This window comes from Ensifer adhaerens (genome assembly GCF_028993555.1).
Taxonomy (GTDB): domain Bacteria; phylum Pseudomonadota; class Alphaproteobacteria; order Rhizobiales; family Rhizobiaceae; genus Ensifer; species Ensifer adhaerens_I.
The window spans coordinates 1,733,689-1,747,110 of sequence record NZ_CP118610.1 but is presented as its reverse complement, the minus strand read 5'-3'; the positions used below and the strand labels follow the sequence as shown (position 1 = coordinate 1,747,110).

The 13,422-nt window shown below is 63.4% G+C and carries 10 protein-coding genes and 1 riboswitch; of the genes, 5 read left to right on the top strand and 5 right to left on the bottom strand.

The window, feature by feature from the left end:
• The first annotated feature begins 91 nt into the window (after positions 1 to 91).
• Both PWG15_RS08460 and PWG15_RS08455 read left to right on the top strand, forming a co-directional pair.
• Positions 92 to 1,825 carry an ankyrin repeat domain-containing protein gene (locus PWG15_RS08460; RefSeq protein ID WP_275023951.1) on the top strand — a complete coding sequence of 578 codons (1,734 nt, stop codon included), beginning with the start codon at positions 92 to 94 and terminating at the stop codon, positions 1,823 to 1,825.
• Between the two features lie 245 nt (positions 1,826 to 2,070).
• Complete coding sequence (locus PWG15_RS08455; protein WP_275023950.1) at positions 2,071 to 3,618, top strand: sensor domain-containing diguanylate cyclase; 1,548 nt, start codon at positions 2,071 to 2,073, stop codon at positions 3,616 to 3,618.
• Here PWG15_RS08455 and PWG15_RS08450 read toward each other — a convergent pair.
• The gene (locus tag PWG15_RS08450; protein ID WP_275023949.1) at positions 3,593 to 4,612 is read right to left on the bottom strand and encodes a LacI family DNA-binding transcriptional regulator; all 1,020 of its coding nucleotides are present in this window, start codon (positions 4,610 to 4,612) and stop codon (positions 3,593 to 3,595) included. The genes PWG15_RS08455 and PWG15_RS08450 overlap by 26 nt on opposite strands.
• A 104-nt stretch (positions 4,613 to 4,716) precedes the next feature.
• Here PWG15_RS08450 and PWG15_RS08445 point away from each other — a divergent pair, with 104 nt between their 5' ends.
• From PWG15_RS08445 to bluB, 3 genes are all read left to right on the top strand, one after another.
• The gene (locus PWG15_RS08445; RefSeq protein ID WP_275023948.1) at positions 4,717 to 5,910 is read left to right on the top strand and encodes a phytanoyl-CoA dioxygenase family protein; all 1,194 of its coding nucleotides are present in this window, start codon (positions 4,717 to 4,719) and stop codon (positions 5,908 to 5,910) included.
• 87 nt (positions 5,911 to 5,997) lie between these two features.
• Complete coding sequence (locus PWG15_RS08440) at positions 5,998 to 6,810, top strand: SDR family oxidoreductase (protein WP_275023947.1); 813 nt, start codon at positions 5,998 to 6,000, stop codon at positions 6,808 to 6,810.
• A 28-nt stretch (positions 6,811 to 6,838) separates the two neighbouring features.
• Positions 6,839 to 7,050: riboswitch (cobalamin riboswitch) on the top strand.
• Between the two features lie 45 nt (positions 7,051 to 7,095).
• Entirely contained in the window at positions 7,096 to 7,791 is a 696-nt protein-coding gene (gene bluB / locus PWG15_RS08435) for a 5,6-dimethylbenzimidazole synthase (protein WP_275023946.1), read from the top strand.
• 118 nt (positions 7,792 to 7,909) lie between these two features.
• Here bluB and PWG15_RS08430 read toward each other — a convergent pair whose 3' ends face one another.
• The 4 genes from PWG15_RS08430 to PWG15_RS08415 all read right to left on the bottom strand — a co-directional run bounded on the left by PWG15_RS08430 (position 7,910) and on the right by PWG15_RS08415 (position 13,260).
• On the bottom strand, positions 7,910 to 9,016 hold the full coding sequence (locus PWG15_RS08430; RefSeq protein WP_275023945.1) for a DUF2865 domain-containing protein: 1,107 nt from the start codon (positions 9,014 to 9,016) through the stop codon (positions 7,910 to 7,912).
• Between the two features lie 127 nt (positions 9,017 to 9,143).
• On the bottom strand, positions 9,144 to 9,785 hold the full coding sequence (locus PWG15_RS08425; protein WP_275023944.1) for an acyl-homoserine-lactone synthase: 642 nt from the start codon (positions 9,783 to 9,785) through the stop codon (positions 9,144 to 9,146).
• Between the two features lie 142 nt (positions 9,786 to 9,927).
• Positions 9,928 to 10,665 (bottom strand): helix-turn-helix transcriptional regulator, encoded by a 738-nt coding sequence (locus tag PWG15_RS08420; RefSeq protein WP_275023943.1) that lies wholly within the window; start codon positions 10,663 to 10,665, stop codon positions 9,928 to 9,930.
• Between the two features lie 282 nt (positions 10,666 to 10,947).
• On the bottom strand, positions 10,948 to 13,260 hold the full coding sequence (locus PWG15_RS08415; protein WP_275023942.1) for an NADP-dependent malic enzyme: 2,313 nt from the start codon (positions 13,258 to 13,260) through the stop codon (positions 10,948 to 10,950).
• Positions 13,261 to 13,422 lie beyond the last annotated feature (162 nt).

Below are 13,422 nucleotides of genomic sequence, written 5' to 3'. Positions count from 1 at the left end.
GCAAGGCCCACCTGTCTCACTGAACTTGGTTGCCACACCTCTTTTCAGTCTGTGGGCGCGGATACCGGACGTGAATGAAAGGAGGTCTTTCATGATCGCGCGCGATTTCCCCGCGAACCTTACCCTCGACACCATCCGCAAGCAGGCCAAGGCTTTTCTGAAAGCCGTGAAGGCCGGCGATGCCAGTGCACGGCAGCGGGCGCTTCCCTACTTCTCCGATCCTGCCGCGATGGGCCTTCAGGATGCCCAACTCGTACTTTCCCGCGAATTCGGTTTTTCGAGCTGGACGCGGCTGAAGCGGCATTTCGAACAGGCAGGAGCGGCGAAGCCGGCAACGGAGCAGCTTGCAAACCGCTTTCTTGCGCTCGCGACCGTCTCCTATTTTGGCGACATTCCGGCCGACCCCGATCGGTTCGCGCAGGCGCTGACCTTGTTGCAGGCGCATCCTGAAATCGCCGAGGACAGCATTCATGTGGCCGCGGCCCTTGGAGACGCGGAGGCGATCGATCGTTGGCTCGACCGTGATCCCAAGCTCGCAGCCAAGCGAAGCGGCCCCTATGACTGGGAGCCGTTGCTCTATGCCGCCTATGCCCGGGTTCCCGAGCATTCCTCGCTGCCCGCCGGGCGGCGCCTGATCGAACGGGGTGCCGATCCCGGTGCGCATTGGCTCGACGACGGTCAGTACCGCTTCACGGCGCTGACAGGCGTCTTCGGCGAAGGCGAGGCCGGCCCGGAGCGGCAGCCGCAACATCCGGATTGCGCCGCTTTCGCGCGGATCTTGCTGGATGCCGGTGCCCGGGCCAACGACAGCCAGGCGCTCTACAACCGGATGTTCCAGCCGGACAACAGCTGCTTGAAGCTCTTGCTCGACTATGGCCTCGGCGCCAACGACCGCAACAATTGGCTGGTCCGCAACGACGGCGGCTTCGTTGAAAATGGCGAACGCGTTTTCGACTACCAGCTCGCCTGGGCGCTTGAAAAGCGCATGGGCGAACGCGTGCGGCTGCTGGTCGCGCATGGGGCAGACGTCAATCGACCCGTCAAGGGGCGCACACCCTATCAATGGGCGGAGCTCGGCGGTGACGCGGCGCTGGCTGAGTATCTTGTTTCGCGTGGAGCGACGGAAGCACCGCTCGAAGATGTCGACCGGCTGGCGCGGGCCATCTCAGAAAAGAAGGCCGATGAGGCGAGGGCACTCGTCGATGCGGATCCGACGCTGATCACGCGCGTGCAGGCCGCGCATCCGGCGCTTCTGCACGAGGCGGCGGGTGATGACAAGCGCGCTGAAGCCGCACTCATGTTGTCGCTCGGCTTCGACGTCAACCGAATGACGTCGCGCACGCCGCTGCACGAGGCGGCGCTGCACGGGCATGTCGAAATGGCGAGGCTGCTGCTCGATCACGGTGCCAATTCAACGGCCCGCGATCCCTACCACCATGCTCCGCCCATCGGCTGGGCCGAGTACAACGGCAAGACCGAGATGGTGCGCTTTCTGAAGGAGCAGCCGCTGGACATCTTTTCGGCAGCATCCTTCGGCATGGTCGAACGCGTCGCCACGATCCTCGATCGGCAGCCGGAGCTGCTCGAGACGCCGTTCGGCAGGTTCCGGGGACGCGGCCGTCCGGAACCGCAGCAGGACTGGATGACGCCACTGGCCTTCGCCGTGGTCAACGGGCAGGCGGCCGCTGTGCGGCTGCTTCTCGAACGAGGCGCAAACGCCAGCATACGTGACGGCGTCGCCGGCCCTTCGATACGCGATCTGGCGCGTGACAAGGGCAACGGCGAGATCATCGCGTTGCTGCGCCCTGCAGTCGTTGAGAAATAGAACACCGCCTTCAAATGGGGAGCGCTGACATTGTTTGCGCTCCCTGCAATCCATCTGCGACTGCTGATTGCCGGCGGATTCAGTCGGTTGAAATCGTTAAGTATTTCAACACCAGCTTATTTAAGCCAAACTTCGATTTTGATCGCTAGGGTGCGGACCGTACCGGCAGCCGTCGTCGAGCATCGCATTTTCCGAAGTGCCAAGCTGCTCGTGATGGCCGGTACCGACGAGGGGGCGATCGCATCATGGACAAGACTTTGCGGCTGGCGAAGCGGAGCAGAACGGTCTGGGCGATCCATGTCGCCTGCACCCTGGTCGCCGTCCTGATCATCGCGAGCCTCATCTTCGTTCTGGATCGGTCCGTCGACGAAGCGGACCGTTTCGGCCTCTCGGCGGAGCGTCGGCTGGTGGCAAACGAACTGCGCCACCAGATGGATGCGGTCGTTCAGTTTCAGGCGCAGCTTTCCTTCTGGGACAAGACCTATCAGGAACTGGCCAAAGGGCACGTCAGCGATGCCTTCATTGCAGACGAGATGTCGGGCTGGCTGTGGGAAGACTACGGCTTTTCCTGGCTGATCCTGACAGACGTCGAGCACAACGTTTCGACGGCGTTGAATGATGGCGCAGCGGTATCGGCACGAGCGGCCGGTGCGCCTCTCGATGAAGTCGGCGATCTCGTCGAGGAAGCCAGGCGCCGCTACGAAAACGCGCTCAGAAACAACCACGGCTCCTATGTACTCGACGTCGTCACTCCCGATCCGCAATCGGTCATGCCGGCCGTTCCAGGGATCCACGCAGTGGATCTGCGCGAGATCGAGGGGCGCATGAGTGTGGCCGTCGTTCAGGCGGTTATCCCGGAAACACTGGTCGTTCCGGCTGAACGCCGCGCGCCTGTATTCCTGGTTTCTGTGCGGCCAGTGACGCCCAAGATGACGCGCGAGATTGCGGCGCGGCTGGGTGTGCGCGGGCTGGCCTTCGTTCCCCTCACGGAGCGACCGGAGGGCAGCGCTTATGCGTCCGTCGGGCGTTGCTCCGACGCCTCCTGTCTGGTGGCGGCGTGGATGCCGCAATCGCCTGGCGGGTTCGTGCGCGCCGAGCTGCTGCCGAGCGTCATCATGATGGCGATCGTCGCGGCGCTGCTGATGGCATTCGTTGCCTTCCGCTTCTCGACGCTGTTTGCCGCCTTGCAGCACAGCGAGGCGCTCAACCGGCATCTGGCCAAACACGACCGGCTGACGGGGCTGCTCAATCGCAGCGGATTCGACGACATGCTGGCGGCGGCGCTGCTGCGGGCAAAGACCCACCCATTCACGCTCGTCTATGCTGACCTCGACGAATTCAAGGCGGTCAACGACCGCCACGGCCACGCGGCTGGCGACGCTGTCCTCGTCGCCATGGCCGAACGTTTCCGCAACCGCGCCGGGCCCAAGGGCACCGTTGCGCGGCTCGGTGGCGACGAGTTCGCAATCATTCTCGGCGATTGCAGCGAGACCGTAGCCCGCGGGCTTGCCGCCGGTCTTATCGCCGATGCGCAAACACCGGTCGCGTTCAACGGCCAGTTGCTCGTCGTCGGTGGCAGCGCCGGCATCGCCTTTGCGCCGCGCCATGGCCTGACCGCGCGTGCCTTGCTGCTGGCGGCGGACGAGGCGCTCTATCTTGCCAAGCGGCGTGGCCGCAACCGCGTCGAGACCGCTGACGATACGGTGCTGCCGGGCGGAACCTCCGGCGAAGAGCCGACCGCCGGACCGGGCGGTTCCGGCGATTTTCCTACTCCGGCACGTTATAGGGCGTGATGACCACCACTGCCGAAAGCTGAGGGCCTACCGCGGCGATCGGGGTACGGCCGTGTAGCATGATCGTGCGGAACGCCGTGCGCGCGTCGGTCTTCAGATCGTGATGCAGGACGAAGTGAATGCGCCGCGCGCGCAGCAGCGCCAGATTGTCCTCGTCGAGATCATGGGCGATGTAGAGCGCACAGCTGCGGTCGAGGCGGTCGAAGGCTGCAAGCACCGAACGGTTGCCGCCGCCGATCGAATAGGCGGCATTGATATCGGGATTGGCGGCAAGTGCCGCGTCGGCCAGCGCGCCTGTCTCGCTATCGCGGCCATGCCCCTCGCTGATCTCGACGATCCGGATTGTCGGATAGTGCTGACGCAGCACCCGGCGAAAGCCGATCTCCCGCTCTTCCTCGCCGCGAAAGCGGCCGCTGGAGAGCGTCACGAGGACGGTCGCCGGCGCCCCCGCAAAGCGTTCGCCGATCAGATAGGCAGCCGTTTCTCCCGCTGCCCGGTTGTCGGCGCCCGCATAGGCGGTTCGTGGCGAATGGGGCAGGTCTGTCACCAGCGTCACGACGGGGATGCCGCTTGCCTCGAAGCGCGCCACGGCGCTGACGATCTCGGGCACATCCGGTGCCTTCAAGACCAGTCCGTCGGTTCCGCGCAGGCGGATGCGGTCGAGCAGTTGGACGATGTCCTGCGGGCGCATGGTCTCGGCGAAGTGAAAACGGCAGCGAAAGATCGTCGGCGCCAGGGTCATGGCTTCACTTTCGAAGGCCCGCCGCACCGCATCGGTAAAGCGTTCCGGCGCCTCCATGACGATATCGATCGCGAACTTGCGACCCTGAATGTCGAGCCCGGCCTGCTGCTTCTCCAGTTCCTCTATGGCTGCGCGAACCCTGGCGATGGTCTGCCGCCGTACCCCCGGACGTTCGTTGAGTACGCGATCGACGGTCGCGGTGCTGAGGCCTGCCTGAAAGGCGATGTCCTTGACCAGAAAGGGATGGGCCATCGCCGCTGCGCTCCTGATGGATTTTTGATGGATTCTTGCTCTATATCATGTTTTGCCGCCGCCTATAGTCGTGTCCATCAAGATGTTCCAGAGGAGGAAACGGGATGAAGACCGACAACAGTGCGAGGCAGCGGATCGAGCGCGTCTGGCTCACCGAAGAGGCCTGCGACATCGAGACTTTCCGCGCGGAAGTCGAGCGCCGGACCAAGCTCGCCGACTATCCCTATGCTTCAAGCTGCGACAAGAACGTGCTGATTTATAACAGCGAAGAGCTGATTGCTGCTTGCGGCAATGCCGAGACACGGAGGGCGGTGCTTGCCGAAATCTGTGAGGCGCTGGCGACCGGCCCGGGTGTGGCGGTTTTCAAGCGCGCCTTTGCAGACACCGCCGCGGTCGATATCGCAAGCACCGTCTTCGACGAGATCATCGAGGAACAGCATCGCAGCAACAGCGGCGGCGGCGATCACTTCGCCAAGCCCGGCGCCAACGATCGCATCTGGAACTCGCTGGAAAAGCACTGCCTGAAGGCGCCGGAGAACTTTGCAGCCTACTATGGCAATGCCATCATCGCGCTCGTCAGCGAAGCCTGGCTGGGGCCGAACTATCAGATGACGGCGCAGGTCAACCGGGTCAATCCGGGCGGGGCGGCCCAATCGGCCCACCGGGACTACCATCTCGGCTTCCAGACCTCCGCGGTGATCGAGCGCTATCCGGCGCATGTCCACAAGCTCTCGCCGGTGCTGACCCTGCAAGGGGCGGTCGCCCATTGCGACATGCCGCTTGAAAGCGGACCGACATTGTTCCTGCCCTATAGCCAGACCTATGTGCCGGGTTACCTGGCGCTCAACCGGCCGGAGTTCCGGGCCTATTTCGACGAGAACCATGTCCAGCTCCCGCTAGAAAAGGGAGATGTCGTCTTCTTCAATCCGGCGCTCTTCCACGCCGCCGGCAACAATCGCTCTGCCGACATCCGCCGTGTGGCGAACCTGTTGCAGGTGTCCTCGGCGTTTGGCCGGGCGATGGAAACGGTCGATCGTCTGACAATGAGCGGGGCGCTCTATCCGGCCTTGAAGGCCTTGGTTGAGGACGGCAAGCTGACTGCGGCGGAGGCTGCCAATGCTATCGCCTCCTGTGCCGAGGGCTACTCGTTCCCGACCAATCTCGATCGCGATCCACCGCTCGGCGGACTGGCGCCGAAGACCCAGGCGCAGTTGATGCGCGAGGCACTGGCTGCGGGAACGAGTGAGCCGGATTTTCAAGCGGCACTCGAGGCGCAGGCAAAGCGTAAGTTGAGCTGACGGCCCGACAGCACATGCGATTGGCTCCCGGTGCGTTTCGCCCGGGGGCCGCACCTGTTCTACACGATCATCCAAGGGGGAGTTTCAATGAGCGGACAAATGGAAGGCAAGATCGCCATCGTCACCGGTGGCACGCAAGGGCTGGGCGCGACGATCACAAGCCTATTCGCCGAACGAGGCGCGGCGGGCCTCGTCATCTGCGGACGCAACGCTGCCAAGGGGCATGCGAAGGCCGAACAGATCGGCAAGGCCAGCGCTGCGAAGGTGGTCTATGTCGAGGCCGATCTTGAAAAGGTCGAGGACGCCCGCAGGGTCGTTGCTGCCTGTGACGCGGAGTTCGGCCGGGTCGATGCGCTCGTGAATGCTGCCGCCATCACCGATCGCGGCACGATCCTCGACACGACGCCGGAACTCTTCGACAGGATGTTCGCCATCAATGTACGGGCGCCGTTTTTCCTCATGCAGGAGGCGGTAAAGGTGATGCGGCGCGAACGAACCGAAGGCACGATCGTCAATATCGGTTCCATGTCGGCGATGGCGGGGCAGCCCTTCATCGCGGCCTATTGCTCGTCGAAAGGGGCGCTGGAGACACTGACCAAGAACACCGCCTATGCGCTTCTGCGCAATCGCATCCGCGTCAACGGCCTCAACATCGGCTGGATGGCATCCGAAGGCGAAGACCGCATCCAGCGCGAGTTTCACGGTGCTGCGGCGGACTGGCTCGAAAAGGCGGCCGCCAGCCAACCCTTCGGCAGGCTCGTCGATCCGGCAGAAGTGGCGCGCGCCTGCGCCTATCTGTCCTCGGCCGAATCCGGGTTGATGACCGGATCGGTGATCTGCTTCGACCAGTCGGTCTGGGGCGGCTATGACGGCTCTCCGCATCCGGTGGCGCCGCTCTAGACGGCGCTTGTCTTTCCCCGGCGGCTGTGCCCTTATGACGCCGTCAGGTGCCCGCGCGAGCGGGAGAATCGGGAATCCGGTTTCATTCCGGAACGTGCCCAACGCTGTGACGGGGACGGTCGCCTCTCGAAGAGCCTTGAATTGATTCAAGGTTTTGCCACTGGATCTTCAATCGATCTGGGAAGGTGAGGCGACCGGTTGAACCGAAGTCAGAAGACCGGCCTGGCGAGATAGACCGAACCCCGCGTGGACGGCGGGAGGTTTCGCATTGTTGGGGATCGAACGATGCTGACTGAACCGAAGGGCGGCCTTGCGACCGCCGGTGCCTTCTCGCGGCAAGAGCGGGAGGCCGTCTACCGCGCCATCGAAACACGCCGCGACGTTCGTGACGAGTTCTTGCCCGAGCCTCTTCCCGATGATCTGGTGAAACGTTTGCTCGCGGCAGCCCACAACGCGCCGTCGGTGGGCTTCATGCAGCCCTGGAACTTCGTGCTGGTGCGGGGGGCCGAAACGCGCGAGCGCGTCTGGCAGGCGTTTCGCCGTGCCAATGACGAGGCCGCCTCGATGTTTGCGGCAGAGCAGCAGGGCAAGTATCGCTCGCTGAAGCTCGAAGGCATTCGCAAGGCACCGCTCAGCATCTGCGTCACCTGTGACCGCACGCGCGGCGGCGCGGTCGTTCTCGGGCGCACGCACAATCCGCAGATGGATGTCTATTCCACAGTTTGTGCCGTGCAGAACCTGTGGCTTGCGGCGCGCGCGGAAGGGGTTGGCGTCGGCTGGGTCAGCATCTTTCACGAGGAGGAGATCAAGGCGATTCTCGGCATCCCGGATCACATCGAAATCGTCGCCTGGCTCTGCCTCGGCTATGTTGATCGCCTCTACCAGCAGCCTGAGCTGGCGGTGAAGGGATGGCGGCAGCGCCTGCCGCTGGAAGAACTGGTGTTCGAGGAAGGCTGGGGCAACTGCAGTGAGAGTTCCTAACGCCCGTCACGCAAAGGTGCGCAGCGGTTTTGCGATTATGGCATGAGAACTATCAAGAACTTAAGGCGCAATGAGCACATCTGGGAGATCGCGACGCGCTTTAAGATGGCGCCGGCAATCAGTTCTGGACCGGTTGATAGGCCGGTCCCTTCGGGTGCTTGAGGTCGATCGAGGTTTCTTCCTGCGGCAGGTAGGTCGGGCCGACGACGCGCACCTTGCTCTTCGCCGGATCGTACGGCCGCTCCTCGGGCGGCGCCTTGGCTGTCATGGTATCTGCCGGTTTCTTGGTTTCGATCACGACGATGGACGACTGATCGTCGCTGGTCATCGTGCCTGTGGTTTTCGGTGAGGTTGCGGCGGTCTGCGGTATCTGGCAGCCGCACATGCCGGGCTTGCTGACGCCGCGGGTGCGATAGGCAAACGCATTGGGCATTTCGGCATAGGGTAGGCCGGTCACGGCCGATACCATCTGCTCGCTCTCTTCCGTGTTGATATCGTGGAAGTAGAGTTCCGTTTCGGCGCCTGGGCAGCGCGCCCGGCAGGCCTGTTCGTCGCGCGGGAAATCGGCCGGGGTCGCATCCGAAGAGATCGGGAAGAAGGCGCCGTCGCAGGTGCGCACGCACATGGTTCTGAGCGTGCCGTGATAGTAGCTACCCTGCGGCGCATAGCCGTCTTCGTCACGCCCGAGCATCGGCCCGTAGGCGTCATCAGGTGGCAGATCGGCGATGATGTTGCGGTGCGTCTCGGGCTCTTCGGGCTCGACGCTCGCAAATTCTTCGCGGTTGCCGTAGCACCCGTTTATCTCGAGCGCGGCAAGGATCCGGCGACGGCTGTCATCGCTGCCTCCGGCGACGATCTGCTCGCGCTCCGACTTCAGCATGCGCAGATTGTCTTCCATCTCGGCGATGAGGCTGTCGAGTTCGCCGCAGCTATCAGGGTCGCCACCATCGAAGGTGTCGACGCTGCCGCCACCACAGGCCGCGCGGCGGCGGTCGTTCTTCGCCCGGCGCAACTCGATGTTCTGTCGCGAGATGGCGCTGGCATAGTCACGGGCATCGGCATTGGTGGCGACGAAGTCGGGCAGTTGCGCAAGCCGGGTATTCAGCCGGTCGCACACGGTCGATGCCAGCAAAGGATCGGCACCGACCAGGGTCAGCGGCACAAGCACCGCGGCGACGTGTTTCAAGCGCGGGAACACGGGCGAAGTCTCTTCCTGCTGCCGCACGATGCCGGCCTTCTGATATGGGCGGCTGCCAGCGGCAATTCCTGTTTCACCTCCATCATAGAGCTTGTCGGTGATCGTGCAACGACAAGCAGCGGTTTGCGTTAATGGCTCCAGCCGACCGATGCGCTCAAGCGGCGCGGGCGGTTTCGAGCGACATCGGGCGGTCCAGAACGGTGCCTTCGATGGCGGCGACGGCCTTCATGCGCTGAAGCAGGCCGTCGGTCACTTCCCAGGCGACGGCGACGGCAAAGACCGAGCCGATGCGATGGGGGTCGGCAATGCGCTCGCCCGGGCATCCCATGCGGCGGAACATGCGCTCCAGGAACACGTCGGTGACCGTGACGATATGGCTGATGCCAGAGGCAAGGCCCAGTTCGCCGACGCCGCACATCAACTCGGCGGCCGCAACTGTCACCTGGTTGGAGGCGCGGTCCTGCGAAATCTCAGGCTCGATGCAGAAACGGCTGGATTCCCACACCGAGGCGCTGCGGATTTCCGGATTGTCGCCGAGCAGGATCGGGAAAGTATCGTCCAGCATGTTGGGACCGAGCGTCGGCAGTAGCCTCAGCGAGCCGCGCAGCCGGCCGTCGGGCGCGTAGGACAAGACGTAGAGCGGGTTTGCCGTGTCGTAGTTGTCGATTTCCCATTCGCCGTCGGTCTGAACGTCCCACTTCAGAAAATCGTGGAAGACGCGCTTGCGCAACCGGAACATGTCGTCGACGGCCTGCGGGTGCTGCGCTCGGGTCTTGCCGTTCAGGATCCTGATCATCGTTTTCTCCATCCTTGTCTTGGGATGGGCGGATGCTGTCAGGCTGGCGGCGGCTGCGTAACTGTCGGTAGTGACAGTTTAAATCAGCGATATTTCCCAATAGATTTCGAGGGGTTTTGGGAGGGACTTGGCGCGAGCTGCGTCAAACGGTGGGGATCAGCGCATGGCGGACCGCCTGGGCGACGGCCTGCGTATTGGAGACGACATTCAGCTTGCGCCGCGCATTGGTCATGAAGAAGCGCACGGTGCGTTCGGAAATGCCGAGAATCGTTGCGATTTCCCAATAGCTCTTGCCGGCGGCGGCCCAGGTCAACACCTCGGTTTCGCGACCGGTGAGGCGCATGTCGCGCGCCGAAAGGCCGCCGGCCATCGCGCCATGTTCCAGCATGGCCGCGTGGAAAAGATTCGCGGCGAGCTGGAAATCACGCAGATGTTGGCGCCGATAGGCCGTCCATTCGTCGGCCGGCATGTTGACGTTGATCGCCAGCAGCGCCATGCGGCCGGCGGGCGAAGGCAGCGGCAGCGCGACACCCTCCGTCGACAGGCCGATCTCCTGCGCCGCCTCGAACAGCGGCTCGCAGTCGGGAAAACGATGCCGGGCCATCGTCCACTCCACCGGGCGAACGCCGCCAAGCGCAAGCTTCAGGATGGGATCTATCCGGTGAAGGCCGCGCAAACGGTAGATCTCGGCGGCATAGGCACCGAAGGTGTGATGCAGCCGGCAGATCTTGAGCTCGTCCGCATAGGGCTCGGCTTCAAGGTACAGGAGATGGGCGATGCGGAACGTACGGCGCATCAGCGTAAAGAAATGAGCGGGCTCGACACAGCCCCCGCATTCCAGGATTTCCAGCATGTCGAGGACAGCCTGCTGCTCAGTCATGCCACAACACCGAATCTCGCCCGAGGCCCCAGCATGGTTAGGGGTTCACCTTTTGTCCAGCGCAAACTTACCTGTTTGGTGTGTAATACCAATTTTGCAATTATCGATTGCCGGTCCTCGCGACCGGATCGCGCGAGCGGGCGACAGAGGATGATTCCGCTGTGATTCTCGGGCGATAGAGCGTCGCGCTCAACACTTGCGCGACGCCTGGATATGGCATTGGGGGCGCCGGTCTGGCGCCCGATGTCGGCGAAGATCGAAGGCGATCTCCGCGGTATCATTTCAGCCCGGATGGCTGGCTTCGACGACCGCGAGGGCCGCCATGTTGACGACACCGCGCGATGTGACCGAAGGCGAAAGGATGTGCGCGGGAAGCGCCGAACCCAGGAGAATCGGGCCGACATGCAGGCTGTCGGTCATCGTCTTGACGACGCCGAGCGTGATGTTGGCGGCATCGAGATTGGGGAAGACCAGGAGGTTGGCTTCACCTGAAAGGCTGCTGTCCGGCATCACGCGTTGGCGCAGCGCTTCCGAAATCGCCGCATCGCCGTGCATTTCACCGTCGACTTCGAGATCGGGCGCGAGTTCCCGCACGAGCTGAAGCGCCTTGCGCATCTTGGTGGCGCTTTCCGAATCACGCGACCCGAAGTTCGAATGCGACACCAGCGCTGCACGCGGCGTGATACCGAAGCGGCGGATTTCCTGGGCGGCCATGACCGTCGTCTGGGCGATCTCTTCCGCGCTCGGGCAGTAGCTCACATAGGTGTCGGTGAAGAAGGTGGCGCCGCGCTGCGAAATCAGCAGGCTCAAGGCGGAGAAGTCGAGCACACCCTCCCGCTTGCCGATGATCTGCGAGACGTCGCGCAGGTGCCGGCTGTAACGGCCCTCGACGCCGCAGATCAGGGCGTCCGCTTCACCGCGCTTGACGGCAAGTGCGCCGATGACGGTCGTGTTGGTACGAACGATCGTGCGGGCGGCTTCCGGAATGACACCAAGGCGGCCGACGAGGGCGAAATAGTCCTCGACATACTCGCGGTAACGCGGATCGCCCTCGGGGTTCACCACTTCGAAATCGACATCCGGGCGGATGCGCAGGCCGTAACGGCGCAGGCGCGTTTCGATGATCTGTGGTCGGCCGATCAGGATCGGCCGGGCCGTGCTGTCTTCGAGCAGCACCTGGGCGGCGCGCAGTACGCGCTCGTCTTCGCCTTCGGCAAAGATCACGCGGTTCTTCTGGGCGTTCTTCGCGGCGGCGAACACCGGCTTCATGATGAAGCCCGAGCGGAAGACGAAGCGGTTCAGCTTGTCAAGATAGGCGTCATAGTCCTGGATCGGACGGGTGGCGACACCGCTTTCCTCAGCCGCCTTGGCGACCGCCGGCGCGATGCGCAGGATGAGACGCTGATCGAAGGGCGAGGGGATCAGGTAGTCGGGGCCGAAAACCGGGGTTTCACCGGAATAGGCGCGGGCGGCAACGTCCGACGGCTCCTCGCGGGCAAGCCCGGCGATGGCGCGCACGGCGGCCATCTTCATTTCTTCGTTGATCGTGCTTGCGCCGCAATCGAGCGCGCCACGGAAAATGTGCGGGAAGCACAGGACGTTGTTGACCTGGTTCGGGAAGTCCGAGCGGCCGGTGCAGATCATTGCATCCGGACGGGCGGCACGGGCCGCTTCCGGCATGATTTCCGGCGTCGGGTTGGCAAGCGCCATGATCAGCGGCTTTTCCGCCATCTGCACCAGCAGTTCCGGCTTCAGGACGCCGGCAGCGGAAAGCCCGAGGAACACGTCCGCGCCGCCGATGCTGTCGGCGAGCACGCGGTTGTCGCTCTCCTGTGCGTAGATGGACTTCCATTCGTCCATCAGCACCTCGCGCCCCTTGTAGACGAGGCCCTCGAGGTCGTGGACCCAGATGTTCTCGCGCTTGGCGCCAAGCGTCACCAGCAGATTGAGACAGGCAAGTGCCGCGGCGCCGGCACCCGAGGTGACGATCTTCGCCTTGGCGATGTCCTTGCCGGCGAGTTCCAGGCCGTTGAGGATGGCGGCGGCAACGATGATGGCGGTTCCGTGCTGGTCGTCATGGAAGACCGGGATCTGCATCTTTTCGCGCAGGCGCCGCTCCACTTCGAAGCATTCTGGCGCCTTGATGTCTTCAAGGTTGATGCCGCCGAATGTGGGCTCCAGTGCCGAGACCACGTCGACCATGCGATCGATGCTCGATGCATCGATCTCGATGTCGAAGACGTCGATGCCGGCGAACTTCTTGAAGAGAACCGCCTTGCCTTCCATCACCGGCTTGGAGGCGAGCGGGCCGATATTGCCGAGACCAAGCACGGCCGTGCCGTTGGAGATGACAGCGACCAGGTTGGCGCGTGCGGTGAAATCCGCAGCCGTTTCCGGGTTGTCGCGGATGGCGATGCAGGGCGCGGCCACACCCGGCGAGTAGGCAAGCGCCAAGTCACGCTGGTTGCCGAGCGGCTTGGTGGGCTGGATTTCGAGCTTTCCCGGGCGAGGATAACGGTGGAAGAAAAGGGCCTGCTGGTCGATGTCGCCGCTGGCCGGACCGGTTTGGGATTTCGATTTGTCGCCCGTGTTCATGCTCTCACATTCCTCATTCGTGGTCGTGCCTTTTGGCATGAATTCGGAGCAAGGTACAGTTTTGCCGTGTTGATTTCGGCGGCCTGACCGGCGGCAAGGCGCTCATGTCATCTTCCTGAAACACGAGTCTGGTTTTCACGGGGGCAGGAAGCGTAACTGAAG